The sequence below is a fragment of the Nocardiopsis chromatogenes YIM 90109 genome, assembly GCF_000341185.1.
In the GTDB taxonomy this organism is placed as follows: Bacteria; Actinomycetota; Actinomycetes; order Streptosporangiales; family Streptosporangiaceae; genus Nocardiopsis_A; species Nocardiopsis_A chromatogenes.
This window is the reverse complement of the sequence record NZ_ANBH01000080.1, coordinates 1-25359: the sequence shown is the minus strand read 5'-3', so window position 1 is coordinate 25359 and position 25359 is coordinate 1. Positions and strand designations below refer to the sequence as shown.

Annotated in this window: 16 protein-coding genes and 1 riboswitch; of the genes, 5 read left to right on the top strand and 11 right to left on the bottom strand. The window is 75.5% G+C overall.

Annotated features, from left to right (window positions below):
* Positions 1 to 493: 493 nt before the first annotated feature.
* The 5 genes from cobJ to cobI form a co-directional block, all read right to left on the bottom strand.
* A complete protein-coding gene (gene cobJ, locus D476_RS0108280; protein ID WP_017623478.1) occupies positions 494 to 2275 on the bottom strand; it encodes a precorrin-3B C(17)-methyltransferase in 1782 nt (593 codons plus the stop codon).
* 69 nt (positions 2276 to 2344) lie between these two features.
* Positions 2345 to 3619: a precorrin-6y C5,15-methyltransferase (decarboxylating) subunit CbiE gene (gene cbiE, locus D476_RS0108275; RefSeq protein ID WP_017623477.1), complete on the bottom strand. Its 1275-nt coding sequence runs from the start codon at positions 3617 to 3619 to the stop codon at positions 2345 to 2347.
* A 730-nt stretch (positions 3620 to 4349) separates the two neighbouring features.
* Entirely contained in the window at positions 4350 to 5594 is a 1245-nt protein-coding gene (locus D476_RS0108270) for a cobalt-precorrin-5B (C(1))-methyltransferase (RefSeq protein ID WP_017623476.1), read from the bottom strand.
* An 88-nt stretch (positions 5595 to 5682) separates the two neighbouring features.
* On the bottom strand, positions 5683 to 6555 hold the full coding sequence (gene cobM / locus D476_RS0108265) for a precorrin-4 C(11)-methyltransferase (protein ID WP_017623475.1): 873 nt from the start codon (positions 6553 to 6555) through the stop codon (positions 5683 to 5685).
* Entirely contained in the window at positions 6555 to 7301 is a 747-nt protein-coding gene (gene cobI, locus D476_RS0108260; RefSeq protein WP_017623474.1) for a precorrin-2 C(20)-methyltransferase, read from the bottom strand. The genes cobM and cobI overlap by 1 nt, the downstream gene beginning before the upstream one ends.
* Positions 7302 to 7552: 251 nt before the next feature.
* On the opposite strand from cobI, the gene D476_RS0108255 reads away from it, so the two are divergent.
* Positions 7553 to 8989 (top strand): cobyrinate a,c-diamide synthase, encoded by a 1437-nt coding sequence (locus tag D476_RS0108255; protein ID WP_017623473.1) that lies wholly within the window; start codon positions 7553 to 7555, stop codon positions 8987 to 8989.
* 23 nt (positions 8990 to 9012) lie between these two features.
* Complete coding sequence (locus D476_RS0108250; protein ID WP_040725655.1) at positions 9013 to 9567, top strand: GNAT family N-acetyltransferase; 555 nt, start codon at positions 9013 to 9015, stop codon at positions 9565 to 9567.
* Between the two features lie 1274 nt (positions 9568 to 10841).
* On the opposite strand, the gene cobO is transcribed toward D476_RS0108250, so the two are convergent.
* Both cobO and D476_RS0108240 read right to left on the bottom strand, forming a co-directional pair.
* Positions 10842 to 11444 (bottom strand): cob(I)yrinic acid a,c-diamide adenosyltransferase, encoded by a 603-nt coding sequence (gene cobO, locus D476_RS0108245; RefSeq protein WP_017623471.1) that lies wholly within the window; start codon positions 11442 to 11444, stop codon positions 10842 to 10844.
* 49 nt (positions 11445 to 11493) lie between these two features.
* Positions 11494 to 13614, bottom strand: coding sequence for a putative cobaltochelatase (locus tag D476_RS0108240; RefSeq protein ID WP_026123346.1), 2121 nt, complete (start codon positions 13612 to 13614; stop codon positions 11494 to 11496).
* A 56-nt stretch (positions 13615 to 13670) separates the two neighbouring features.
* Positions 13671 to 13835: riboswitch (cobalamin riboswitch) on the bottom strand.
* Between the two features lie 105 nt (positions 13836 to 13940).
* Between D476_RS0108240 and D476_RS37880 the strand changes: the two genes are divergently transcribed.
* On the top strand, positions 13941 to 14276 hold the full coding sequence (locus D476_RS37880) for a hypothetical protein (RefSeq protein WP_026123345.1): 336 nt from the start codon (positions 13941 to 13943) through the stop codon (positions 14274 to 14276).
* An 812-nt stretch (positions 14277 to 15088) separates the two neighbouring features.
* On the top strand, positions 15089 to 16108 hold the full coding sequence (locus D476_RS0108230) for an LLM class F420-dependent oxidoreductase (RefSeq protein WP_017623469.1): 1020 nt from the start codon (positions 15089 to 15091) through the stop codon (positions 16106 to 16108).
* A gap of 43 nt (positions 16109 to 16151) precedes the next feature.
* On the opposite strand, the gene D476_RS0108225 is transcribed toward D476_RS0108230, so the two are convergent.
* On the bottom strand, positions 16152 to 16427 hold the full coding sequence (locus D476_RS0108225) for a DUF6504 family protein (RefSeq protein WP_017623468.1): 276 nt from the start codon (positions 16425 to 16427) through the stop codon (positions 16152 to 16154).
* 199 nt (positions 16428 to 16626) lie between these two features.
* On the opposite strand from D476_RS0108225, the gene D476_RS0108220 reads away from it, so the two are divergent.
* On the top strand, positions 16627 to 18801 hold the full coding sequence (locus D476_RS0108220; protein ID WP_017623467.1) for a serine/threonine-protein kinase: 2175 nt from the start codon (positions 16627 to 16629) through the stop codon (positions 18799 to 18801).
* A 411-nt stretch (positions 18802 to 19212) separates the two neighbouring features.
* On the opposite strand, the gene D476_RS0108215 is transcribed toward D476_RS0108220, so the two are convergent.
* From D476_RS0108215 to D476_RS0108205, 3 genes are all read right to left on the bottom strand, one after another.
* Complete coding sequence (locus D476_RS0108215; RefSeq protein ID WP_017623466.1) at positions 19213 to 20340, bottom strand: SPFH domain-containing protein; 1128 nt, start codon at positions 20338 to 20340, stop codon at positions 19213 to 19215.
* A 55-nt stretch (positions 20341 to 20395) separates the two neighbouring features.
* The gene (locus D476_RS0108210; protein ID WP_017623465.1) at positions 20396 to 20836 is read right to left on the bottom strand and encodes an NfeD family protein; all 441 of its coding nucleotides are present in this window, start codon (positions 20834 to 20836) and stop codon (positions 20396 to 20398) included.
* A 310-nt stretch (positions 20837 to 21146) separates the two neighbouring features.
* Entirely contained in the window at positions 21147 to 24035 is a 2889-nt protein-coding gene (locus D476_RS0108205) for a penicillin acylase family protein (protein WP_017623464.1), read from the bottom strand.
* Between the last annotated feature and the right edge of the window lie 1324 nt (positions 24036 to 25359).

The following is a 25359-nucleotide window of genomic DNA, read 5'->3' as shown; positions in this document are numbered from 1 at the left end:
CGCCGGACGGCAAGCAGGAACAGGGAACCGCCCGGCTCTGGCCGTCGCCGCCAACAACAGCAACCATCCGCACGCCCGACGGCCGACAACGCTGCGGGTGGGGCCGCCGACCTGCTTCGTCGCCGCTGCCCTTCCTCGCGCCCCGGCGACCCGCCGCCAGCCCGGAGCCCGTGAGCGGGGTACCAGCCGAGCCTCCGCCCGCCTGAACCGCGAGGAACCCACCGCCCGGCAGGCAGGGCCGGGGAACCGCCCCGCTCACCCCGTCGCCGCCCTCTCCCCCCACACCCCGGCGACCCGCCGCCCGGCCGGGGCCGGTGAGCGGGGCACCAGCTGGTCCCGTCGCCGCCGATCACGGCTACCGCGCACACGCCCGCCACTGGACAGCCCTACCGGAAGGGACGCGAACCTTCGTCGTTGCTGCCGTTCCCTTGAACTCCGGAGGCCCGCCGACCGGCCAAGGCCCGCGAGCGGGGCCCGGCGGCCCGCCGCGCACCTACTCCTTCGCGGCCTGCCCCTCCCCCTGGCCCGCCTTCCATGTGTAGCCGCGCGGGGTGACGAAGCGGCCCGCCACGTTTCTCGACGCCGAGCTGCCCACGAGTACCACTGTGAACATGTCCACCTGCTCGACCTCCCCGTCGAGCATGGCGCGCAGCGTCGTCAGCACCGTCCGCTCGGATTCCCGGGTCGCGTTATGCACGTACCCGACCGGCGTGTCCTCCGGCCGGTGCTCGGCCAGGATCTCCAGGGCCTTGGGCAGCTGCCAGTCCCGCTTCTTCGACCTCGGGTTGTAGAAGCACACGCTGAAGTCGCCCTCGGCGGCGGCCCGCACCCGGCGCTCGATCGCCTCCCACGGGGTGTGCAGGTTCGACAGGGAGATGTAGGCGTGGTCGTGCCCCAGCGGCGCCCCGAGCAGGTTCGACGCCGCCACCGCGGCCGTGATCCCCGGGACCCCGGCCACCTCGATGTCGTCACCGGCGAAGTCCAGCGCGGGGCTCGCCATCGCGTACACCCCCGCGTCGCCCGACCCGATCAGCGCGACCGCCGCCCCCGCCTGCGCCTCCCGCACCGCCGTGCGGGCGCGCTCCTCCTCCTGCCCCAGGCCGCTGGAGATCACGCGGGTGCCCGGCCGCAGCAGGTCCGGCACCTGGTCGAGGTACTGGTCGAGCCCGACGACTACGGACGCCCGGCGCAGCTCGGCGGCGACGCGGGGCGCCATCAGGTCGCGCGCCCCCGGGCCGAGCCCGACCACGGCCAACCGCCCCCGGAACGCCACCCGGGCCACCGCCACCGTGGCGTTGGCCGTCTTGGCCTTCGGCGCCACCAGCTCCGGGGCCTTCCCGGCCAGCCCCGCCGCGTGCAGCGCCGACGCCTCGGCCACGCTGGGCGTGCCGACCTCGGCCCGCACGGTCTCGCTCGGGTTGGGCACCTCCACAGCGGCCAGCTCGTCGGCGGGGTAGGTGACCACCTCCCAGCCGCGCTCGCGGGCGGCGCGCAGGATGCCCTCCTCGTCGGCCTTCAGGTCGACGGTGGCCACCGCCCGCACCGACGCCGGGGACAGCCGGTGCTCGGCCAGGGTCCGGTCGATCAGGTCGCCGACCTCCTCGGCGGAGACCCCGCGCGCCGAGCCGACCCCCACCACCAGGGACGGCGGCCGGTAGGTGAGCGTGGGCAGCCCGTAGGAGGCGCACAACTCGCACAACTCGGTCCGGTCGGTGACCCGGACCAGCGCCACCGCCTGCGACGACGGCACCTCGGCGGACACGTTCTCCGGGAGCGGCGGCAGCGGCAGGCCCTCGGCGCCCTCCAGGCGCACCGGGTCGCCGGAGAGCACGGCGGCCCCGATGGAGGCCAGTGGGCCCCGGTCCTCGATCCGCAGCCCCAGGTCGGCGCCGTAGGAGTCGAGCGGGGTCGCCGACACCGCGTCGCTGGCGGTGGTCACGACCGGGCGGGTGCCCAGCACCGACGACACCCGGCTCGCCAGGGCGTTGGCGCCGTAGTGGCCGCCGAGGACGGCGACCGCGTGCTCCAGGCCCTCGTCCACGCAGACCACCGCCGGGTCGGTGGTCTTTCCGCCGAGCAGCGGGGCCAGGACCCGCACCGTCGCCCCGACGGCGAGCATGCTCACCACCGAGCCGCACTCGGCGAACGCGGTGCGCAGGGCGTCGGCGGGGCGGTCGGCCTCGACGATGCGCACCTGGTCGGGCCAGGCCTGCGCGAGGCGTTCGGCGGCCGACCGGCCGCGCGCGGTGACGGCGATGACGCCGATGTCGCTCATGTCCACCTTTCCGGAGGGGGTCGGGGTAGCGGGAGGGAGGGGCGGGGCGGCCGGGCGGGCCCGGCGGGGTCAGGGGTCGTCGGGGGCGGCGGTGCCGCACAGCAGCGTCACCGGGTTGGCGGCGGCCAGCCGCAGCGACCCGTTGGGCAGCGGGGCCAGGCGCGAGGCCTGGAGCTGGGTGCCTTCGACGCGGTATCCGGCGCCGGTGAGCTGGGCGTGCACTGTGGCGACCCGGTCGACCGAGGCGAGCGCCGCCACCACGCGCTCCGGGCGGAAGCGGCGCAGGGCCTCGGCCGCGACCCGGTCGTCTCCGCCGCCGAGGAAGACGGCGTCGGGGGCGAGCGCGCCGCCCGGTCCCGTAGCACCGGGTGCCTCCGGGAAGGCCTCGGGAAGGCGCCCTTCGCGCACGTCCACGTGCACCCCGTGGGCCAGGGCGTTGGCGCGGATGCGCGCGCAGTCCTCGGCGTTCTGCTCGAAGGCGACCGCGTGCGCGCCGAATCGGGCGCACTCGACGGCGACCGACCCGCTGCACGCGCCCACGTCCCACACCACGGTGCCGGGGCGGGGCGCGAGGCGGGCCAGGGCGAAGGCGCGCACCTCGGGCTTGGTGACCATGGAGGCGCGGTGCTCGAAGGCGTCCTCGGGCAGCGCCCACCCGTCGGGGGCGCCCTGGTGGCCGGGCATCCAGGCCATCGCAGGGGCGACCGCCCGCCCGGGGTCGACGGCCAGCACCACGTTGGGGTGCGCCCAGTCGGTGCGGTCGGCGTCGGCCGGTCCCGCCTCGACGACGGACTCGTCAGGGGCGGCGAGGCGCTGGGCGACGTAGACGGTCCGCCCGGCCCGGAGCAGGGGGCCGACGAAGGCCTCGGGGCCCGCCGTCCCGGGGGCGGTGAGCACGGCGGCCTTGGGGTGGGCGAGCGCGGCGGCGAGGGCGCGGCGGGCCGATCGGCCCGACTCGGCACGGCCGTGGGCGGAGAGCACGACGGCGTCGTCCCAGGGCAGCCCGGCGCGGGCGAATGCGGCGGCGACGGAGGACACGGCCGGGTGGACGTCCGGGTCCAGGCCGCGCTCGCGCAGGGCGCGGACGATCCCGAAGAACCCGGGGTCCCCGGAGGCGAGGACCGCGGCGGGCGCGGTGGCGGCGGCGATCCGGTCGAGCGCCGGGGCGAGCCCGCCGAGGGGGAGGAGTTCGGCGCCGGGGGCGACGAGATCGGCGACGGCGTCGAGGTGGCGCGCGGCCCCGGCGACGATCCGGCATTCGCCGAGGGAGTGCCGGGCCGCGTCGGACAGACGGCGCCCGTCCATCCCGACGACGGTGACCCGGCGGGCGGCGGTGTCCGTCATGAGGCGCCCACCCCGGTCACGTCCCCGGAGTCTTCGACCGTCCGGTTCAGCGCGCCCATCGCCGCTCCGGGTCGCGCCCGGACCGGTTCCGGCGCCAGGACAGGCGTCCCGCCCGTCGGCGGTCGGCTTTCGGCCGCACGCCGACGGCGGTCACGGGCGCCGGAGCCTCCGCGGGCATCATCACCCTGGCCGCTCACGGGCGGACCGGAGCACTTCCGGTGTGCTGTGCGGACCGGCTGATGGGTCACCGTCCGCCCGGCCCGGTCGCCGACCGGTGCACGCGCCGCGCATGCCGCCTGCAGCGACGGCCCTGCTGTGGCCCAGTGACCGGACAGCGGCCGCACCACAGGGCGGATACCCATGGAACGCCCGAGGCCCATCAGCGCGATGGCCTGGTGCGCGTCGCGGTCGGCGGACTCGGCCGCCATACGCGGACGCGCCCGCCGGAGACCACGGAGAGCATCGGGGCACGACGGAACCCCCGCCCGACCCCCCGGACGCCGGAACCCACCCGGACCCGGCACCCACCGCACCGTCTCCGCACCACTCGCGGACCCCGTCGCCACGGGTCCAGCAGGGGCGGCGACACAGGCCCCCGCCGACACCACCCGTCGGCCGTCCACCGGGGAATCCGCCGGGGAACACAGCAGGCCGCCCGACACACCGGGAAGCCGCCGGTCGGCCTCACCGCAGCGGAACGCGCAGCCGCGGCATACCTGCCCCGCCCCGCTCACCGCTCCCCCAGGTCCGGCGGGCAGGCGGCCATCACCCGCTTGCCGGTGAAGTCCACCATCGCCACCTCGGCCTCCACGGCGCCCTCCGCGAAGCGGGCCAGCACGTCGGCCACCCGGCCGCACAGCACGTCACCGGCGGCGCGCAGCAGCCCGGCCTCCTCCCACAGCTCGTAGGCGTGGCGGCCGGTGTTGGCCTCGTCCACCCGGGCGGCCAGCTCCTCTCCCCCGCCGACCTCGCGGGTGATGTCGCCCAGCAGCTCCGTCGACACCTTGGACCGGGTGTAGTGCGTCATCAGGACCCCGGCGGCGAGCTTGGTCAGCTTGCCCGCCATGCCCACGAACACCACCTTCGACAGGCCGTACTCCACCGCCCGGCGCAGCGCGGCCCCGGTGAAGTCGCCGACCTCCACGAAGCACACCTCGGGCAGGTGCGGCAGCAGCGCCATGGCGCCCTTCTCGGTGCGCCCGCCGGTGCACAGCACCAGGGTGTCCTCGCCCTGCGCCGCCATCACCGACACCGCCTGCTCCACGCTCGCCCGCCAGGACGCGGTGGAGAACGGCCGCACGATGCCCGTCGTGCCCAGGATCGAGATGCCGCCGATGATGCCCAGCTTGGCGTTGGTCGTCTTGCGCGCCATCCGCTCGCCGTCGGGCACGCTGATCACCACGGTCAGGGCCTGGCCGTCGGCGTCGGCGGCCTCGCGCACCGCCTCGCCGATCATCTGCCGGGGCACCGGGTTGATCGCGGCCTCGCCCGGGTCCAGCCCCAGGCCGGGGCGGGTGACCACGCCCACGCCGACGCCGCCGTCCAGGTGCAGCCCGCTGCCGGGCCCACGGGTCACCGTCGCGGTGACGTGCGCCCCGTGCGTCACGTCCGGGTCGTCCCCGGCGTCCTTGACGACGACCGCCTCGGCGCGGTCGGCCGACAGCAGCTCACAGCGCTCGGTGGCGAAGGTGACCCGGCGGCCCGACGGCAGCCCGATCTCCACGACCTCGACCGGCCGCCCGGTGGCCAGCGCCTGCGCGGCGGCCTTCGCGGCGGCCGAGGCGCACGCCCCGGTGGTCCACCCGGTGCGCAGCGCCTTCTGCCGGACCTTCGCTGTCCGCGGCAGGTCGGGCTCGCGCAGTTCGGGGGTGGACACGGTGGGGGCGGGGGCCGAGGCGGCCGGATCCGGCTCGGCGCCGGAGGCGCCCCGGTCGTCCGCGGGCCCGCCGCCCCGCTCTCCTCGGCCGCCGCTCATGGGCGTCCTCCTCCGGGGCCGGACACGGAACCGCCGGCGTGCGGCCGCCCCTGCGCGCTGTCGCCCATCCCGCGGACCGCCCCGCCGGTCACGCCTCGGCCCGCGACGCGCGCAGCGCGCGGCGGGCCTCGCGGTCGGCGCGCCGGTACCCGTGGAAGTGGCCCGGGTGGTACAGGTGCGAACGGGTGCCGCCCGCGGTCAGCGCGGGGCCGACCAGCACCAGCGTGTGCTTCCACAGCCGGTGCTCCTTGACGGTGGCCTCCAGCTCGCCCAGCGTGCAGCGCACGACCAGCTCGTCCGGCCAGGTCGCCTGGTAGGCCACCACACACGGGGTGTCCTCGGGGTAGCCGCCCTCCAGCAGTTCGGCCTGGAGCTGCCCGGAGCGCGCCGCCGACAGGAACAGCGCCATGGTGGTGCCGTGCCGGGCGAACTCGCGCACCTCCTCCCCCTCGGGCATGGGGGTCTTGCCCCCGCCCAGGCGGGTGAGGACCACCGACTGGGCGACCTCGGGGATGGTCAGCTCGCGCCCGGCGATGGCGGCGACGGCCGCGAACGCGGGCACCCCCGGGATGATCTCGGTGTCCAGCCCCATGCGCTCGCACTGGTCGAACTGCTCCTGGACCGCGCCCCACAGCGACGGGTCGCCGGAGTGGATGCGGGCGACCCGCAGCCCCTCGTCGGCCGCCCGCTCGTAGTAGGGCATGACGCCCTCCATGGGCACCTTGGCCGAGTCGACGACCTCCGCGTCCTCACGGGCGTGCTCCAGCACGTCCTCGTGCACCAGGCTGGCGGCCCAGATGACGATGTCGGCCTCGGCGATGGCCCGGGCCGCGCGGATCGTCAGCAGGTCGGCGGCGCCCGGCCCGGCCCCCACGAAGGTGACCTTGCCGCGCGCCCGCGCGGCGCCATCGGCGCCGCCGGTGTCCATGCCCGTTCCGGCGGTGCGCGCCGGGTCCTCCATCACAGCTTGCCTCCGCGTCCGTTGCGCCGCGCCGGGGCGATCAGGGTCGACAGGTACGGCAGCTCGCGCGCCCCGTCCCCGAGGTCGCCGACCGGCGCCACCTCCTCGTCGGGCAGTCCCAGCCGGGAACCGTACACGGCGTCGCCGTCGCGCCCCGAACCGCGCAGCGCCTCGACGGTGTCGGCGGCGAACCGGCCGAACTTGTAGGCCACCACCGTGGCCTCCCCGTCCAGGGCCTCCCGCAGCCGGTCCACCCCGCCGACGACCGGCATCAGGGTGAGCGGCTCGGTGCCCTCCACCAGCACCCGCCCCGACCGCGCGGCCAGGTCCTGCATGGCGGTGATGCCCGGCAGCGTCTCGATGCGCGCCCCCGGGTCGCCCTCGCGCACCGTCTGCGCCAGGTAGGTGAAGGTGGAGTAGATGTTCGGGTCGCCGATGGTGGCGAAGGCGACCGTGGCGGCGCCGCGCTCGAAGTGCGCGAGCACGGTGCGGGCGGCCTCGTCCCAGGCGCGCACCCGGCGCTCGCTGCGGCCGCCGCGGTCGTTGAGGGCGAACACCACCCGCTCGATCCGGTCCTCGGCCACGTGCGCGCGCACCGTCGCCTCGGCCCGGCCGGGCTCCTCCGGCGCCATCACCGGCACCAGGACGACGTCGGCCTCGCGCATGCGCCGCACCGCCTTGACCGTCACCTGCTCGGGGTCGCCGGGTCCGACCCCGACCCCGACGAGCGTCCTGCTCGCTCCCATTCCACCGCCTTGTCGCGTATTCCGGCGTTCTCCGGCGTGTCCTGCGGGGGTCCGGCGTGCGCCGCCGCCCGCTCGTGCCCGTCCGGCCGCGCCCTGGGCGGGCCGGACCGCAGGACAGCGTATCGGTGCGGCCCCCGCACGCCGTCGGCCGCCCTGCGCGTACGCTTGGCGGTCGCCGCCGGGCCGGGCGCCGGGCGGCGTCCAGGAGGCCGGAGCGAGCAGGAGGGAGGCGCCGGGTGGCGGTACCGCGTGTGGTGGTCGCGGCCCCCGCGTCGGGGAGCGGGAAGACCACGGTGGCCACGGGATTGATGGCGGCGTTCGCCGCCAGGGGGGACCGGGTCTCCGGGCACAAGGTGGGGCCGGACTACATCGACCCCGGGTACCACGCGCTGGCGACGGGGCGGCCGCCGCGCAACCTCGACCCGGTGCTGTGCGGGGAGGACCGGGTGGCGCCGCTGTTCCTGCACGGGGCCCAGGGAGCCGACATCGCCGTGGTGGAGGGGGTGATGGGGCTGTTCGACGGGGCGTCGCGGCCCCGGAACCACCCCGGTCCCGGCGACGCCGCCTCCACCGCGCACGTGGCCGCACTTCTGGGCGCCCCGGTGGTGCTCGTGGTGGACGCCGCGCGGGCGTCGAGGTCGGTGGCGGCGCTGGTGCACGGGTTCTGCACCTACGACACGCGGGTGCGCATCGGCGGGGTCATCCTCAACCGGGTCGGGTCGGACCGGCACGAGGAGCTGCTGCGGGAGGCCATGGAGGACGCCGGGGTCCCGGTGCTCGGGGCGCTTCGGCGGCACGAGGCGGTGGAGACGCCCGCGCGGCACCTGGGGCTGATCCCGGCGGCCGAGCGGGCCGACGAGGCCCACGAGGCGGTGCGGGCGCTGGGGCGGCTGGTGGCCGACTCCTGCGACTTGGACGCCGTGGCCGCGCTCGCCCGCACGGCCGCGCCGCTCGACGGCCCGGCGTGGAGCCCGGAGGAGGAGATGGCGGCGCTGGAGGCGGCCCCCGCGGCCGAAACCGGCGGGGCTGCGGCGAGAGCCGGGCGCGCGCCGGTGGTGGCGGTGGCGGGCGGTGAGGCGTTCACCTTCGCCTACACCGAGAACACCGAGCTGCTGCAGGCGGCGGGCGCCGAGGTGCGCACCCTGGACCCGCTGCACGACGAGGCGCTGCCGGAGGGGGCCGTGGGCCTCGTCATCGGCGGCGGCTTCCCCGAGATGCACGCCGAGCGGCTGTCGGCCAACGCGCCGCTGCGCGGGCGGGTGGCCGCCTTCGCCGCCGCCGGAGGGCCGCTGGCGGCCGAGTGCGCGGGGCTGCTGTACCTGGCCGAGAGCCTGGACGGGGCGCCCATGTGCGGGGTGCTGCCCGCCAAGGCGCGGATGACCGGGCGGCTGACCCTGGGCTACCGGGAGGCGGTGGCGGTGGGCGACTCGGTGCTGGCCGCCGCGGGCACCCGGGTGCGCGGGCACGAGTTCCACCGGACCGCGGTCGAACCCGCCCACGGTCCGGATCCGGCCTGGCAGTGGAGCGCCGATGGCCCGGAGGGGTTCGGCGGTGCGATGATGTGCGCGTCCTACCTCCACCTGCACTGGGCCGGTGCTCCGCGGATCGCCGCCCGCTTCCTGGGCGCGGTGCGCGCACACGGCGGGTACGGCGAGCACGGCGGCGCCGACGAAAGGGGGCGCCGGTGAGCGGCGGCGGCACGACCCAGCGGATGCCCATGGTGGTCTTGGAGACGGACCACCTGGTCCTGCGCGCCTTCACCGAGGCCGACACGGACGGGGTCCTGGAGGCGGCGTCCGCGCCGTCCACGCAGAAGTGGCTGCCGATGCCGGAGCCGGGCCGCCCCTACACCCGCGAGGAGGCGGAGAAGTGGTGCACCGTCACCGCCCCGGGCCTACGGGCGTCGGGCGACGGCCAGCAGTGGGCGGCGTGCGACTCGGTGACCGGCAGGTTCGCGGGGGCGGTCGGCCTGCTGCGCACACTCTGGAAGGCCCGTACCACCGAGGTCGGGTACTGGTTCGCCCCCTGGGCGCGCGGCCGGGGGCTCGCGACCGAGGCGGTGGTCGCGGTGACGAGGTGGGCCATCGTCGAGCTGGGCTTCGAGCGCGTGGAGCTGAAGGCGGCCACCGGCAACCTGGCGTCGAGGCGGGTCGCGGAGAAGGCGGGCTTCGAGTTCGAGGGCATCGAACGCAACGCCATGCCCTTGCACGAGGGCCGGACGGGCTTGGCGGTGTACAGCCTGATCCCCTCCGACCTGGCGTTCTGAGAGCCGCGAGCGACGCAAGAGGACGCTGGAGCAGCACTCTCGGCCGCCGGGCGTGCGGGCAGTCACAGGGATCGGCAACGACGGCAGAGCAGGTGCCCCGCTCCGGGCTGCTTGCCGTCCGCAGGGCCGCCGGAGTGTGGGGGCAAGGCGGCGACGACGGAGGTCGGCGACCCTTCCTGCAACATCGTCGGGCGGCGGGTTCCTCTCGGTCCGGGTGGGCGGCGCGGCGGGGGTGTGCGGGTGGTCGGGCGCGTTCGTGGCGGCCGCCGGGCTGGTACGGGGCCCGGAAGGGGGGTTCCGGCTGCGCCGCTACCGGCCCGGTGTCCGCTTAGCCCGGTTTCCCTGCCGCCGGGACCCCTCCCGCGTGCTGTTCGACGCCCGGGGCGGCCCCACGGGCGGTGCGGGCATGCGTTCATCGCGACCCGCGAACCCGATCCGGCCCCTAAGGGCCCTCAAATGGCACACCGGGCCCGTTTGTCGGGCGCGGTGTCACCGCGTGTAGCCGCTATCGGCCCGGTGCAGGGCCGCCGGCACCCTGCGGGGTGCGCGGGCGGCCGCGCGCCCGCCCCCTGCGTCCGACCGGAGTGCCCCGGACGGGCATGAACCAGGCATTCCGTTTCCAGAACCTGTTCTGGAATCGTCGTGATCGTCGCCCGGGGGCCTCCGCGGACGTCGAAGGGCGCGCATCCCGGCCCCCTCGCACGTAACGCGGAGTGTTCGCCCAGGTCACGGGCCTGCAGGGGGTGGTGGTGCGGGCCCGGGGGCCGCCCCGGGCGCGGAAGAGCGCGAACCTCGGGGCCACGCCGCCCTCCCGGACCGCCCTAGGGTCATCCTGCGTGGTGAAACCACCACAAAACCGGTGGTGGATTCACCACGCAGAATCGCCACCCACTACCGACGTGCCCGGTATGCCTGGAATGCGCCGCCCGCCACCCGGCCGGGGCCGGTGAGCGGGATACCTGCTGTGCCGCCGTACACCCGGACCGTCTGGGGCCTGCCGGACGGCAGGCAGGGCCGGGGAACCGCCCTGCTCACTCCGTCGCCGCCATCAACGGCGACCACGCACACGCCGGGTAGCCGACAGCGCTACGGGGAGGGCCACCCGCCTTCGTCGTCGCCGCCATCCACCCCACACCCCGCCGACCCGCCGGACGGCCGGTGCCCGTAAGCGGGGCACCACCTGTGCCGCCACCTGTGCCGCCACCTGTGCCGCCACCCCGCCCCGGGGTGCCGCGAAGGGCGCCTCCCGGAGCGGGGCGGCCCTCAGCCGACGCTCACCACTCGATGCCGCGCTGGCCCTTCTGGCCGTTGTCCATGGGGTGCTTCACCTTGGTCATCTCCGTGACCAGGTCCGCCTCGTCCAGCAACCGCTGGTCGGCGTCCCTGCCGGTGATCACCACGTGCTGGGTCCCCGGGCGGGTGCGCAGGGTCTCCAAGACGTCCTCCACGTCCACCCACCCCCACTTCATCGGGTAGGTGAACTCGTCCAGCACGTACAGCCGGTACGTCTCGGCCGCCAGGTCGCGCTTGATCTGCGCCCACCCCTCGGCGGCGTCGGCCGCGTGGTCCTGCTCGGTGCCCGGGCGCTGGATCCACGACCACCCCTCGCCCATCTTGTTCCAGGTCACCGAGCCGCCCTCGCCGGACTCGCCCAGGACCCGCAGCGCCGTCTCCTCGCCGATGCGCCACTTGGCCGACTTCACGAACTGGAACACGCCGATGTCCCACCCCTGCGCCCAGGCGCGGGTCGCCAGCCCGAAGGCCGCCGTCGACTTGCCCTTGCCCGGGCCGGTGTGCACCGCCACCAAGGGCCGGTGCCGCCGCTGGCGGGTGGTCAGGCCGTCGTCGGGAACGTGTTCGGGTTTGCCCTGAGGCATGCGTCATTCCTGCTTTCTGCTCGTGTTCCGATCCCCGGTGGGGCGTCCCTCAAGCGGCGCGGCCGCGGGTACCGCGCACCAGCCCCGTCAGCGCCTCGGCGCCCAGCTCCTCCAAGCGGACCGCCTCTCCCCCGGCCTGGGCCGCCAACCGCTCGGCCAGCCCCAGCCGCACCGGACCCGATTCGCAGTCCACGACCACCGTCTGAACGTCCTGCGCGCCGATCCACGCCGCCGCCCGCAGCGCCTGGTCGAGGCCGCCGTGCGTGGCGCGCCCGTCGGTGACCAGCACNCGGCGGGCGTCGCGCAGCCGCTCCACCCGCAGCACATCGGCCGCCCGCAGCAGCCCCGCCGCCAGCGGGGTGCGGCCCCCGGTGCGCAGCTCACGCAGCCGCCGCGCCCCGGCCTCGACCGACGAGGTGGGCGGCAGCTCCACCCGCCCCTCGCGTCCGCGGAAGGTCACCAGCCCCACCTTGTCGCGGCGCTGGTAGGCGTCCAGGAGCAGGCTCAGCACCGCCCCCTTGACCGCCCGCATCCGCTGCCGCGCCGCCATCGACCCGCTGGCGTCCACGCAGAACAGGACCAAATTGCCCTCGCGGCCCTCGCGCACGGCCTCGCGCAGGTCGCCGCGGTGCAGCACCAGGCCCGGCCCGGTGCGCCCGCGGACCCGCTGGTGCGGGGCGGCCGCGCGCAGGGTCGCGGTCAGGTGCAGCGGTCCCATGCCCCCGCTCCCCTCACCGGGCGTGCGCGAGCCGGAGGCCCGGCCGAAGGGGGTCTCCGCGCGCGAGCGCCGACCGGGCGCCCCCGCGCCGATCCCCCTCACGCTGAACAGGCGCGGCCGGAAGGTCTCGCCCGCCTCGGATGCCTGCTCGCCGCCGGAACCGGACGCCTTCCTCTCGGTCTCGCCGTCCTCGGAGGAGCGGTCGTCGGGCCGCCCCGGCGAGGGCTCGGCGGGGGCGTCGGGCTCCTGGGCGGGCTCTTCGGGTCCGCCCTCGTGGCCGCCGTCGTCCTCCTGGGAGGGCTCCCCGGTATCGGCTTCGGGCTCCGGGGCCTGCCCGCCGCCATCGCCGCCGCCATCACCGTCACCACCGCCGCCGTCTCCGTCGGGACTCCCCGGGCCGTCCGGGTCGTCCTCAGGGCCTTTTGGGTCCTGGTCACCCGCCTCCTGCAGGGCCTCGGAGAGCGTGTCGTCGTCGAGTCCCGGCGCGTCGAAGGGGTCCCTGCGCCGACGGTGCGGAAGCGACAGTCGGGCGGCGTCGCGCACGTCGTCGGCCGTGACCTCGGTGCGGTCGCGCCAGGCGGCCAGCGCCATGGCGGCGCGCGCGGTGACGATGTCCGCGCGCAGCCCGTCCACCTCGAAGGCCGCGCACACCGCGGTGACCTGGCGCAGCGCCGCGTCGGTGAGCACGACGCCGGGCAGCCGCTTGCGCGCGGCCCGGATCTGCTCAGCCAGCTCCTCCTCCTCGCGCTGGAACCCGGCCGCGAACCCGTCCGGGTCGGTCTCGAAGGCCAGCCGCCGCCGCACCACCTCGGCGCGCTCGGCCGGGTCGCGGGTGGCGGCGACCTCCACGGTCAGGCCGAACCGGTCCAGGAGCTGGGGCCGCAGCTCCCCCTCCTCCGGGTTCATGGTGCCGACCAGGAGGAACCGGGCGGCGTGCCGCACCGACACCCCCTCGCGCTCGACGTGGCAGGTGCCCATGGCGGCCGCGTCCAGCATCAGGTCGACCAGGTGGTCGTGGAGCAGGTTCACCTCGTCGACGTACAGCACGCCGCGGTGCGCGGCGGCGAGCAGGCCGGGCTCGAAGGCGGTGACGCCCTCGGTGAGGGCCCGCTCGATGTCGAGGGAGCCGACGAGGCGGTCCTCGCTGGCGCCCACGGGCAGCTCGACCAGCCGGGCCGGGCGGTCCTCGGGGACCGCGCCGGAGGGGTGGGGGCCGTCGGGGCACTCCGGGTCGGGCGCGTCCGGGTCGCACCCGAACCTGCACCCTGCCACCGCCCGCTGGTCGGGCAGGAGCGCGGCCAGGGCCCGCACGGCGGTCGACTTGGCGGTGCCCTTCTCACCACGGACCAGCACCCCGCCGACCGCCGGGGAGACGGCGTTGACGAGCAGGGCAAGTTTCAGGTCGTCCATGCCGACGACCGCACTGAAGGGATAGCGAGCGGTAGCGCTCACGCGGGTCAGTCCTTCCTCGGGAGTCCACGCCCATAGGGGTCGGTCGCGGCGCCGCGCAGTGTCCTGGCTCCCGGATCGGCGCTCGCCCGCCGCCTTCCCGCCGCACGTGTCGGCGGTGGCTCTGTCGCGCGGGTCCGCTCCCCGGTCACAGTGGCGGGTCCGCCCCGGCCTCACACCGGCGTTCCTGCCTCGGCACCGCCCTACAGAGTCTCATACGGCGCGTTCCAGGCCGTTTCCGGCCAGGTGCCGAACCAGAGCCGGGGCGACGGGGTCGAATCAGGGAGACGGCAGGGGTCCAGCGCATTCGGCGTAGGGAGGCGGTCGCCATGGTGGCCGGTCTGGTGGCAGGTCTGGCGGCCGCGGGCCTGGTGGGCCTGGCGGCCGGACTCGCGGTGCTGTCGACGCGGGTCCGTGCCGAGGAGGTCGAAGGCGCCCGGCGCGCCGACGCCTGGAGGGCGGGTCCGGCCCGGTCGGACGGTGCGAACGCGTACTGGATGTGGAGCGGCGCCGGTGACACGGGCGGGAACCCCGGTGACGGTGGGACCGTCGGCACAGGTACCGGCGGGGGCGACTTCGGCACGGGCTTCGGCGGGTCGGACAGCGGAGGATTCGGAGGCGGCTTCGGCGGGATCGACGGCGGCGGGGGCGGCGGAGGCGCCTGACACGGGCCGTCGCCCACGAAGCGAAGGCGCCTCGCGCACATGCCCAGACGAGCAGGATCTGGAGTGGTGGAACCTTCGGCGGTCGCGCCCCCATGGGCGGGCGGCCGTAGGCGGGCGACCGAAGGCGGCCCGCCTACAGGCAGGACGCCGGTCAGGACGCCGACGCGGGGCGGGACCGGGCCGCCCCTGCGCCGCGACGATGGCACTGGCCTGGTCGGACGGAAATTCCGCGGGCGTGACCGCGAACGTATTGACCCCGCTTCCTGTGGCGGCGGTGGCACCGGTACTCGTCCTTGCCGTGCGCGCCGCGGCCCTGGATCGTTGATGGGAACCCCTGTATCGCCTGCGGACACGGCGAGGGCCCCATGGTCGGTGTGTGATGCTGGGCGCACCAGGGGGTCGGAGCGGTGGTCCGGACGCTTGAGGGGCAACTTGGGCGCCGTGCCGGGTGAACCGCCTGAGGCACATGGGCGCCGGGGTGTGCTGGCGATCCGCGCGCTCTGCGCCGCGATGCGGCACGACCGGCTGACCGGGGCACCGGTCGAGCGGCCGCTGGTGACCTGTGACCAATGAACGGGGCACACATCCCATCCACCATCCGGCCGCGATCCGCGCCGCCACCGGGCGGGGAGGCGGGCGCAGGAAGGGCACCGCGAGCGGGACCGTGGGCTCTGGGCCGACTTCGGCGATGGCGGTGGCGGTGGCGGATTCTGCCGCCCCGCACCACGGCGCACCGGTCCGGCCCTTCCCCGACAACTGAAACGCGTTCTACCATGCTGTCCACTCGTCCCGCCCGACCCCTGGGAGGCGCCGTGGCCACCGACATGTCGATCGGGCTCGCCCTGGGCTACTGGGGCCGCGAAGGGGACGACGCCACCGCCACCGTCCTCGCCGCCGAGGAGCTCGGGTACGACTCGGTCTGGACCGCCGAGGCCTACGGCTCCGACGCCTTCACCCCGCTCACCTGGTACGGCGCCCGCACCCGCCGGATCGGCCTGGGGACCGCCGTCGCCCAGCTCTCCGCCCGCACCCCCGCCGCGACCGCCATGCACGCCCTGACCCTCGACCACCTCTCCGGCGGACGGCTGCGCCTGGGCGTCGGCGTCTCAGGGCCGCAGGTCGTGGAGGGCTGGTACGGCGCCCCCTTCCCCCGCCCCCTGGAGCGCACCCGCGAATACCTCGACATCATGCGGCAGGTCTGGCGCCGCGAGGCCCCCGTCACCTCCGACGGGCCGCACTACCCGCTGCCCCTGCCCGGCGGCACCGGCCTCGGCAAGCCCCTCAAGCCGATCACCCGCCCGCTGCGCCCGCGCATCCCCGTCTACCTGGGCGCCGAGGGCCCCCGCAACGTCGCGCTCGCCGCCGGGGCCGCGGACGGCTGGGTCCCCATGTTCTTCCACCCCGAGCGCAGCCCCGCCCTGTACGCGGACGCGCTGGCGGCCGCCCCGCCCGGCTTCGACATCGCCTGCACCGTCACCGTCGTCCCCGGCGTCGACACCGACGCCGCGCTCTATACGGCCAAGGCGCCGCTGGCCTTCTACATCGGCGGCATGGGCGCCGCCCGCCGCAACTTCCACCTCGACGTCTTCACCCGGCTCGGCTTCGGCGACGCGGCCCGCAAGGTGCAGGAGCTGTTCCTCGCCGGCCGCCGCGGCGAGGCGGTCACCGCCGTCCCCGACGAGCTGGCCGACGCCCTGTGCCTGGTGGGCCCACTGCCCCGGATCGCCGAGCGGCTGGAGGCCTGGCGCGCCTCCCCGGTCACCACGCTGCTGGTCGCCGGGGTGCGCGACGAGCCCACCCTGCGCGCCCTGCGCGACATGGTGCTGGGGTGAGCCGCCGGAGGACGGCGCACGCACGTACCCCCGATCAGCCGCGTCAGTCGAGGACGCGCACCAGCGTCCAGCCGCCGCCCACCACGTCGTGCCGCAGCTCGTAGACGCCCAGCGACCGGTCCGACCCGGCCTCGACCCGCCAGTGCCGCCGCTGGGGCAGGTGCTCCCCTGCCTCTGCCTCGGCCGCCCATTCGGCGCGCAGCGTCACCCAGTGGTCGATCACCCGCCGCACGGTGTGGATCCGCCCGCTCCAGGTGAAGCGGACCGGACGGCCCCCGCTCTCCACCACCTCGATCGGCGCGCCGTACACACGGCTCATCGGCCTTCCTCCCCTCTCGCGCCGACGCCGCGGCACCGGCAGCACGACGAGAGCCTGCGGGGAAGGACAGGCGTCGAACGCGTGTTCCCATCATAGCGGCGCGGACGGGGCGCCGGGGCGCACCGCGCGGATACCCGGGCGAGCACGGGCTCGGTACGCTATGACGGCGAATCGCGACCCACAAAGGAACTTCAGCACAGTGACGCCAAACGGGCACGACAGCGCCAAACCCCTCCGCACCGGCGACCCCCGCGAGCTCGGCGACTACACGGTCCTGGGCCGGCTGGGCCGCGGCGGCATGGGCACCGTCTACTTGGCCCGCACCCCGGAGGGCCGCCGGGTCGCGGTCAAGCTCATCCACCCCGACCTCACCGACGACGAGGACTTCCGGCGGCGGTTCGCCCGGGAGGTGGAGTCGGCCCGCCGGGTCGCCCGGTTCTCCACCGCGGGCGTGCTGGACGCGCGCCTGGAGGGCGAGCCGCTGTTCATCGTCTCCGAGTACGTCCCGGGCCCCAACCTGGCCGAGGCGGTCGCCGCCGAGGGCCCGATGACCGGAGGCACCCTGGACGGCCTGGCCATGGGCGTGGCCGCCGCGCTCACCGCCATCCACGGCGCCGGGGTGATCCACCGCGACCTCAAGCCGGCCAACGTGCTGCTGTCGTCGGTGGGCCCCAAGGTGATCGACTTCGGCATCGCCCGGGCGATGGAGGACGACGGCGCCGTCACCCGGTCCAGCCAGCTGATGGGCACCCCGGCCTACCTGGCCCCCGAGCTGATCGCGGGCCAGGACATCACCCCCGCCTCGGACATCTTCTCCTGGGGCTGCCTGGTGGCCTTCGCCGGGACCGGCCGCGCCCCGTTCGACGCCCCCAGTGTCCCGGCGGTGCTCCACCAGATCACCTCGATGGCGCCGGAGCTGGGCGACCTGGAGCCGCCGCTGCGCGACATGGTCGCGGCCGCCCTGTCCAAGGACCCCGCCGAGCGCCCCACGGCCCAGCAGCTCCTCAACCGCCTGGTCGGGCAGGAGGACCCGGACGAGGCGGTGGTCGACCGGACGGTGGTGCGCTCCTGGACCCCGCCGTCGACCGCCCGGCCCACGCAGGCCATGGCCGCATCGGCGGCCGGTGCGGCGGACGGCGACACCCCCGCTTCCGAGCCGGGCGGGCGGCCGACCGCCGCGATGCCCCCGCCCGGGGCGACGCAGGCGGCGGCGCCGCCGCAGGACACCATGGCGGCGGCCCCGCCGACCATGCCCTACGCACCGCAGCACCCCTCCGGCCCGCAGCCGCCCGTGCCGGGCGGCGCCCCGCAGGGGGCCGTCCCCTCCGGGCCGCAGCACCCGCAGGGCCCTCCCCCGCACGGGTACGGCCCCGGCGGCCCCGGCGGTCCCGGCGCGCCGGGCGGCCCAGGGAGTCCGACGGGTCCGGGCGGTCCCGGCGTACCCTCGCCCCCGCACGGCGGACCCACCCCGTTCGGCGCAGGCGGCCCGGGCGGCCCCGCGGGTCCGGCGGGGCCGGGAACGCCGCCCGGCGGGCAGGCGTCCCCGGGCGGGCGCAAGCGCCCCTCCAAGACCGTCCTCGGCCTGGTCGCCGCGGGTGTCGTGCTGGTGCTGCTGGCCGCGGGCGGCGCCGCCGTCTACCTCACCCGCGACCCGCAGTTCCCCGCCGACGCCGACGGCATCTACCAGCAGGACTTCGACAGCGGCCAGACGGACTGGACCGACAGGTACGACTACGAGTTCGAGGACGACTCCGCCTTCGGCCACATCGACCAGGCATTCGCCCTGCGCGCGACCGAGGACGACGACGAGCCGACCGTGCGGGTCCCGGCCCAGATCGGCGACTGGCACCCGGTGCACATGGCCGCCTCCGTCGACCTGGTCTGGGACTCCGGGCCCGACTACTCCGAGGCGGGGATGTACTGCTTCGGCTACGACGCCGACGACAACCGGTACGAGGAGGATTACCGCCAGTACGAGGTGCGGCTCCGCAAGGACGGCAGGGAATTGCTCATCCGGCGCAACGGCGGCTCCGAGGAGGGCCAGGGCACCCTGGCGCGCGTCGGCGACGTGCCCGGATACGACGCGTCGGACGGCGCGGCCAACACCCTGCAGATCACCTGCGATCGCACCGTCGAGGAGGGGCAGGAGCCCGAGGACGGCACGGTGACGGTCCGGGCCTGGGTCAACGGCGAGTTCGCGGTGGAGGCCGCCGACGACAACCCGATCATGGGCCGGGGCACCGGCCTGGTGCTGTCCCGTTCCGGGGGCAGCGGCGGCGACGCGGTCGCCCGGTTCGACGACTACGAACTGCTGAAGACCGCCAACGCGACCGAGGCCGAGGACCCGGACAAGGACGGCTCGGAAGAGAGCTGACCCGGACAGGCCCGCCCCTTCGGCGCCGGGGCGGGTGACCGCCCGTCCCGGCGGCCTTCCGTCCGGTCGACCGCCGCCGCGGGCTCCGCCCGGGTGCGCGGCGCGTTCCCGGATGCCCCCGCCTCAGCGATGCGCGACGGCGTCGGTGCGGTGCGGCGTCCGGTGGCCCACGGACGGGGCGCGGGCGGGGCACGGCTCAGGGCTCCGCAGGCGGGCCGGGACCCGCCCCACGCCGCAACAACACCACCGCGCTGACTTGGTCGGACGCAGACTCCACCGCTGCAGGAGCCATGACGGCCGAACGGCCCCGCCCCCGCCGTTCCGCCCTCGACCTGGGACGCACGGCAGGGGCAGGGCCGAGAGCCGACAACGGCCGAGTAGCGGCCCTAGGTGCCCTGTCCCGTCACCCCGTCACCGCTCCCTCACACTCTGCTCAGGGACACCCGTGTTCGGGGCGCCCGTGTCGTCGTCCGCCGAGCCCCCGGCCGCCGCGGCCTCGGCCGCCCGGCGGGCGTTCTCCACCGCCTCGGCGGCGCTCTGCGCCGCATCGTCGGCGGCCGCCCGGGACGCCCGGTCCCCCTCGTCCGCCGAGGTGAGCTCGGGGGTGCCGCCCTCCTCCAGCTCGCCGGTGCCCTCCCGGCCGTCGTGCTCGCCGCCGCCGGCCCCGGACTCGGACTGCCCGGAGAAGGCGCGGGACACGTTCTGCACCGCCGACGTCAGCTCGCCCGGGATCACCCAGAAGGTGTTGCCCTCGCCGTTGGCCAGCGACGGCAGCGTCTCCAGGTACTTGTAGGCCAGCAGCTTGGGGTCGGCGTTGTTGCGGTGCACCGCCTGGAACACGCGCTCGATCGCCTGCGCCTCGCCGTCCGCGCGCAGGATGCGCGCCTGCTGGTCGCCCTGGGCCTCCAGGATCGCCTGCTGGCGGGCGCCTTCGGCGGTGAGGATGCGCGACTGCCGCTCGCCCTCGGCGTGCAGGACCACGGCCCGCTTGTCGCGCTCGGCCCGCATCTGCTTCTCCATCGCCTCCTTGATGGTGGGCGGCGGGTCGATCGCCTTGATCTCCACGCGGTTGGCGCGGATGCCCCACTTGCCGGTGGCCTCGTCCAGCACGCCCCGCAGGCGGGTGTTGATCTCCTCCCGGGAGGTCAGCGTGCGCTCCAGGTCCATCCCGCCGATCACGTTGCGCAGCGTGGTGACGGTGAGCTGGTCGATGGCCTGCAGGTAGTTGGCGACCTCGTAGGCGGCCGCCTTGGGCTCGGTGATCTGGTAGTAGAGCACCGTGTCGATGTTGACGACCAGGTTGTCCTCGGTGATGACCGGCTGCGGCCGGGACGAGAACACCTGCTCGCGCAGGTCGAACTTGGTGTTGACGCGGTCCACGATCGGGATGATGAAGTTCAGCCCCGGCTGGAGGGTGCGCTGGTAGCGGCCGAAGCGCTCGATGTTGTAGGCGCGGGCCTGTGGAACGATCCGCACCGTGGAGACCACCAGCAGCACCGCGATGGCCGCCAGGACGATGAAGAGGATGTCGGCTCCCATGATGTACCTGCCCTGCGAGTCGGATCGTGCGGGTCGGTGCGTGGGGCTCCCCCGGTCACGGCAAGGCCTCGCGCGGGTAGACGACGGCCGTGGCCCCGTCGATCTCCATCACGTCCACGTGCACGCCCGCGGGGATGACGTGGTCCTCGTCGAGGGCGCGCGCGGACCACTCCTCGCCCAGCAGCTTGATCCGCCCGTGGTCGCCGGTGACCTGCTCGGTGACCACGGCAGAGCGGCCCACCAGGGCGTCGGTCCCGGAGGGCAGCAGCGGCGGCTGTTTCAGGTGGCGGCGGGCGATGGGGCGGATCACCAGCAGCCCGGCGGCCGACGTGAGGATGAAGGCGAGCACCTGGGCCACCACGCCCATGCCCACGGCGCCCACCACACCGGCGACCAGCGCCGCGACCGCCAGCAGGCCGAGGGACAGGGTCAGGGTGAAGGCCTCGGCGATGCCGAGCGCGACGGCGGCGATCAGCCAGAGGACCCATAGCGGCATAAACGGCCTCCCGTCCAGCGGGTACCACTAAACTACCCGCGCGATGGTGGGGAAGCACACAACTTTCGGCCATCCGATGCCCGCCGCTGAGACGGTTTCCGGACCGGCGCCCTGTGGCCTCGCCGCATGCCCCTCCGGTCCACCCGCCCCGGCGCCCTTTCGCCCCCGGGGAGCCCCGCCCCCGTGCACGGACGCGTCCGGGCGGTCCGGGGCCGCCCCGGCCCGCTCGGAGGGAGGATCCTGCGGAGTCCGGACGGAGGACCGTGCGGTCGCGGAGGCGGGCCTCCCGCCCCCGCGGCCGCCGGGAGGGTCAGCCCCTCCCGCTGTCGAACTGCATCACCATCTGGTAGGTCGGCCGGTTCTGCCAGGCGATGGGCCACATGTTGATGCCGCCCAGGGGCTGCTGCACGAGGGCGTCGGCGCACACCTGGTCGCCCGCGTCGCAGCCCCCGCCGCCCGGGTAGACCTCGTCGGCGGGCTGGGCCGCCGCCTCGGCCAGGGTGTCGGCGAGCACCCGGGCGCACGCGTCGGCGTCGCCGTCCCCGCAGTAGGCCCCGCCGAGGCCGCCCTCGACGTCCTCCCCGAGCACGGTGCGCAGGTCCTTGTCCACGTAGGACCACCAGCCGTACTGGTAGGCCGAGCCCTTGTGCTCGCCGTCGCCGTTGGGCGTCTCGTCAACCTGCACGGCCCCGGTGAGCCCGGAGAACAGCTCCCCGCCCAGGCCCGGTTCGAACTCGGCCTCCACCAGGCGCGGCCACCAGGCGTCCATGATCCGGATCGCGTCGGCGTGCTCGTAGGCCCCGGCGTCCCGGGAGGGCTCGCGGCGCGGGGCGCCCGCCTCCCGCCAGGCCGCCAGCGCCTCGACCGCCTCGGCGACCTGCGGGTCGGAGGTGTCGGCGCGCTCCAGCACCCGCAGCATCTCCGGGAGCACCTGCTCACCGCGCAGGTCGGTGTGGCCGGCCTCCATCATCACCTGGACCAGCGAGGCCCGGGTGAAGGGGTGCCCCTCCTCGATGAGGGAGGCCACCCGCCCGTCGAGCAGGTCGCCGCGGTGCACCGAACCGGTGCCCCAGCCGGAGGTGTAGCCCCGCGCGGCCTTGTTGTTCCAGTTGACGTAGTAGTCCTGGCCGACCGAGTTGGGGTGCTCCTGGCGCGGGTGGTACTCGGCACCGTTGTGGGCGGGGTCCCAGCCCTTCCACCCGGCGGCCGAGTCCGCGGCGATGGGCAGGTTGGGGTCGGTGCCCTCGGTGCGCACCGGGTTGGCGCCGGAGTTCTGGAAGGCGACCTGCCCGGCGTCGGCGTAGTGCCAGTTGAAGGCGTAGCCGATGTCGGCGGCGGCCTCCTGGAAGTCCTCGGCCGAGGCAACCTCCCCCGGGTCGTTGAGGCGCTGGAAGCCGATGATGGAGTCGACCTCCCGCATGTAGGTGGAGCGGCGGACGGTGAAGGCGACCGGGTCGCCGCCGACCGTGCCGAACGACTCCACCAGGCCGAACTCCGAGCGCAGCGATGTCAGGCGGTAGGACCCGGCGGGCGTCTGGTCGGCGACCGTGGGCTCCCAGGCGTTCTCCACGGTCAGCTCCTCGAACGGGGTGCAGGAGCCGTCCCGGGCGACGTAGGCCCGCGACCCGGTGTCCGGGTCGGAGCCGTCGGTCTCGCACAGCTCCACCGCGAAGGTGTCGGTGATGTCCTGACCGGCGGAGGTGGCGCTCCAGGCGTAGTCGACGCCGCGGCCCATCTGCACGTAGAAGCTGGTCCCGGCGAAGGAGGCGCCGCGGGCGCTGATGCCGGGCCCCTGCAGCTCCTGCACCATGAGCAGCTGCGGGGAGAAGTAGCCGGTCTGCGGGCCCATGACGGCGATGGGGCTGCCGTCGGCGGTGTGCTCGCCGGAGACCATGAGCGCGTTGGACATGCCGCGCGGCTCGGCGAGGTCCTCGGGGAGCACGCCGTCGTTGAAGATGCCCGCCGCGTCGTCGAGGTCGCCCTCCTCGGCCTTGTCCTCCAGCTCGGCGGCGTCGCCCTCCGGCAGCTCCTCGACGGTGCCGCCGCCCTCATCGGCGCTGGCGGACGAGGCGGCCTCCGCACCGCTCTGCGGGGCGTCCTCGCCGGACGCGGCGGAGCCGGTCTCGTCGTGCACGATGTCGTAGGGCTCGACCGACCCCGGGTCGGGCATGGCGCGGCCGACCGGGTCCTCGGGCGTGCGCGTGTAGGGGAACTCGCCGTCGACGGTGGTCACGGCCTCGGGGTCGTTCTCCATGCGCCAGGCCTGCCAGCGCCGGTCGCCCTCCTCCTCGCCGTACCGGTTCTGGAAGGAGAGGCGGATCAGGGCGGACTGGACCTCGCCGCCGCCCCCGCCGCCGAACAGCGCACCGACCATCGAGGCGATGCCGACGATGTCGGTGGGGCGGAAGTGCTCGATCTCGCCTTCCTGGGTGATGGCGTCCTTGTGGCCGGTGAGCACGTACTCGCCGGGGTAGTCGCGGCGGTCCTGGGAGCGGTCGATGTAGGCGTTGATGCCCTCGACGTAGGATTCCACGTCCGCCAGCGCCTGGGCGCCGCGCTCGCCGGAGGCGGCGACCCGGTCGATCTGGGCCTGCTTGTCCTCTTCGGTGTAGGGGGCGGTGCGCCAGAGCATCTGCTCGAAGGAGCGGTTGCCCTCGGCGCCCCCGGCGAAGGGGGTGAGCTCGCCGCGGCCCAGGTTGCGCAGCACGTCCATGAGGAACAGCCGGTCCTCGGCGGCGGCGTAGCCCGCGCCGAACATGGTGCCCTGGCGGGTCTCGCCGTAGACGTGCGGGACACCGAAGTCCTCGTCGCGCTGGATGGTGACGTCGCCGCGGGGGCTGTACTCGCGCGCGACGTCCTCGGGGTCGACGCCGAAGGAGGCGTCCATGAAGTAGCCGCTCAGGCCGGAGTCGTCCAGGCCCTGGTAGTCGTGCAGCAGGTTGTCGTACCGGTCGAGCTGGTCGGAGGAGTGCGCGGGCCGGGTGCCGAAGGCCTGGTTGCCGAGGATCTCGATGAGGGTGGCGTTGCCGTTCTGGCCCGGGGGCAGGACGTCGCTGCAGCCGCCCTCGCCGCAGTGGTCCTCGATCNCGCCCGGGGCGCCCGCCGGTGCGGCGCCGCCGAGGGGGCCGGGGACCAGGGCGAGCGCGCAGGCGACGGCCAGCCCGGCGGCGGGGAGGCTGCGTCGGGGGTGATGGGGCATGTGTCGTACCTCGATCGGCAGGGGGCGACAGGGGGGGTCGGTGCCGGTGTCGGCTCGGGTCGTGGTACGCATCGGGTCGGCGGCAGATTACGCACGGCAGCCGGATTCACGAAAGACTTTCACGTTCCCTCAGTGCCGCATCCCCCGCCAACGGCACACCGGAGCCCGCCGGACACCGCCCGACCGGACACCCACCTCCGCCATCGCTACCAGCGGTAACAGTTCATCTCCGCGGCGACGGAACAGGGCACCGACCACACACAAGAGGAGTGGCCACATCCGGACACGCCCACCCCGTCGCCCGCCGGGCGCGCACATGGTCACCCGTGACGAACGGCGACGGGAACGGCTGGCACCCCGCTCACGGACCCCGACCGGGCGGCGGGCCGCCATGGCGCAAGGAAAAGTAGCGGCAACGAGGCAGGTCGGCGGGCCTTGCGGCAGCGTTGTCGGGCGCGCGGCGTGTGCGTGGTCACCGTGATGGGCAGCGACGGCCAGAGCGGGGCGGGTCCCGGGTCCTGCTTGCCGGGCGCCGGGTTCCTGGCGGTCCGGGTGGGGGCGGCGGAGCTGGTGCCCCGCTTATGGGCCCCTGCCGTCTGCCGGGCCGCCGGGTTGTGAGGTGGAAGGCGGCGACGACGAAGGTCGGCGGCCCAACCGGCAGCGTCGTCGAGCGGCGGGCGTGTGCGTGGTCGCCGTGACGGGCGGCGACGGAGGGAGCGGGGCGGGTCCCCGATCCTGCCTGCCGTCCGGCGGGTTACTCGTGGTCCGGGAAGGCGGCGCGGTACCGGGGTTCGCGCTCTTCCGTGCCCGTGGCGGCCGCCGGGCCCGCGCAGTGAACCCCGTCAAAGCTGTGACCTGGTCGAATACTCCGCGTTACGTGCGGGCGGGGGCGGGAAGCGCGCCCAGCGACCCCCACGGACGCCCCCGGGCGACGAACACCGCGACACCAGAACCGATTCTGCAAGTGGAATGCCCTATTCTTGCCCGAACGGGGTGTCCTGGTGGGGCGCTCGGGCGGACGCGCAGCCGCCCGACCCCCTCCGCCGGGCTCCCGGGGCCCGCGCGGGGCCGATATCGACTACACGCAGTGACACCGGACCCGTCAAACGGCCCCGGTGTGCCGTTTAAGGCCCTCCAAGCACCGAAACCCGTTCACCTATCGCGATGAACGCACGCCCGCACCGCCCGCGATTCCGCCCCGGCCGTCGGACAGGGCGCAGGAGGGGCCCCGGTGGCCGGGGAACCGGGCGAAGCGGGCACCGGGCCGGTAGCGGCGGGACCGAAACCCGCCTTCCCGACCCCACGGGCGCCCCGGGGGGGGCGC

Coding starts and splice junctions, on each gene's coding strand:
- cobJ (WP_017623478.1), bottom strand. CDS start 2,275: ATGAGCGACATCGGCGTCATCGCCGTCACCGCGCGCGGCCGGTCGGCC.
- cbiE (WP_017623477.1), bottom strand. CDS start 3,619: ATGACGGACACCGCCGCCCGCCGGGTCACCGTCGTCGGGATGGACGGG.
- D476_RS0108270 (WP_017623476.1), bottom strand. CDS start 5,594: ATGAGCGGCGGCCGAGGAGAGCGGGGCGGCGGGCCCGCGGACGACCGG.
- cobM (WP_017623475.1), bottom strand. CDS start 6,555: ATGGAGGACCCGGCGCGCACCGCCGGAACGGGCATGGACACCGGCGGC.
- cobI (WP_017623474.1), bottom strand. CDS start 7,301: ATGGGAGCGAGCAGGACGCTCGTCGGGGTCGGGGTCGGACCCGGCGAC.
- D476_RS0108250 (WP_040725655.1), top strand. CDS start 9,013: ATGCCCATGGTGGTCTTGGAGACGGACCACCTGGTCCTGCGCGCCTTC.
- cobO (WP_017623471.1), bottom strand. CDS start 11,444: ATGCCTCAGGGCAAACCCGAACACGTTCCCGACGACGGCCTGACCACC.
- D476_RS37880 (WP_026123345.1), top strand. CDS start 13,941: ATGGTGGCCGGTCTGGTGGCAGGTCTGGCGGCCGCGGGCCTGGTGGGC.
- D476_RS0108225 (WP_017623468.1), bottom strand. CDS start 16,427: ATGAGCCGTGTGTACGGCGCGCCGATCGAGGTGGTGGAGAGCGGGGGC.
- D476_RS0108215 (WP_017623466.1), bottom strand. CDS start 20,340: ATGGGAGCCGACATCCTCTTCATCGTCCTGGCGGCCATCGCGGTGCTG.
- D476_RS0108210 (WP_017623465.1), bottom strand. CDS start 20,836: ATGCCGCTATGGGTCCTCTGGCTGATCGCCGCCGTCGCGCTCGGCATC.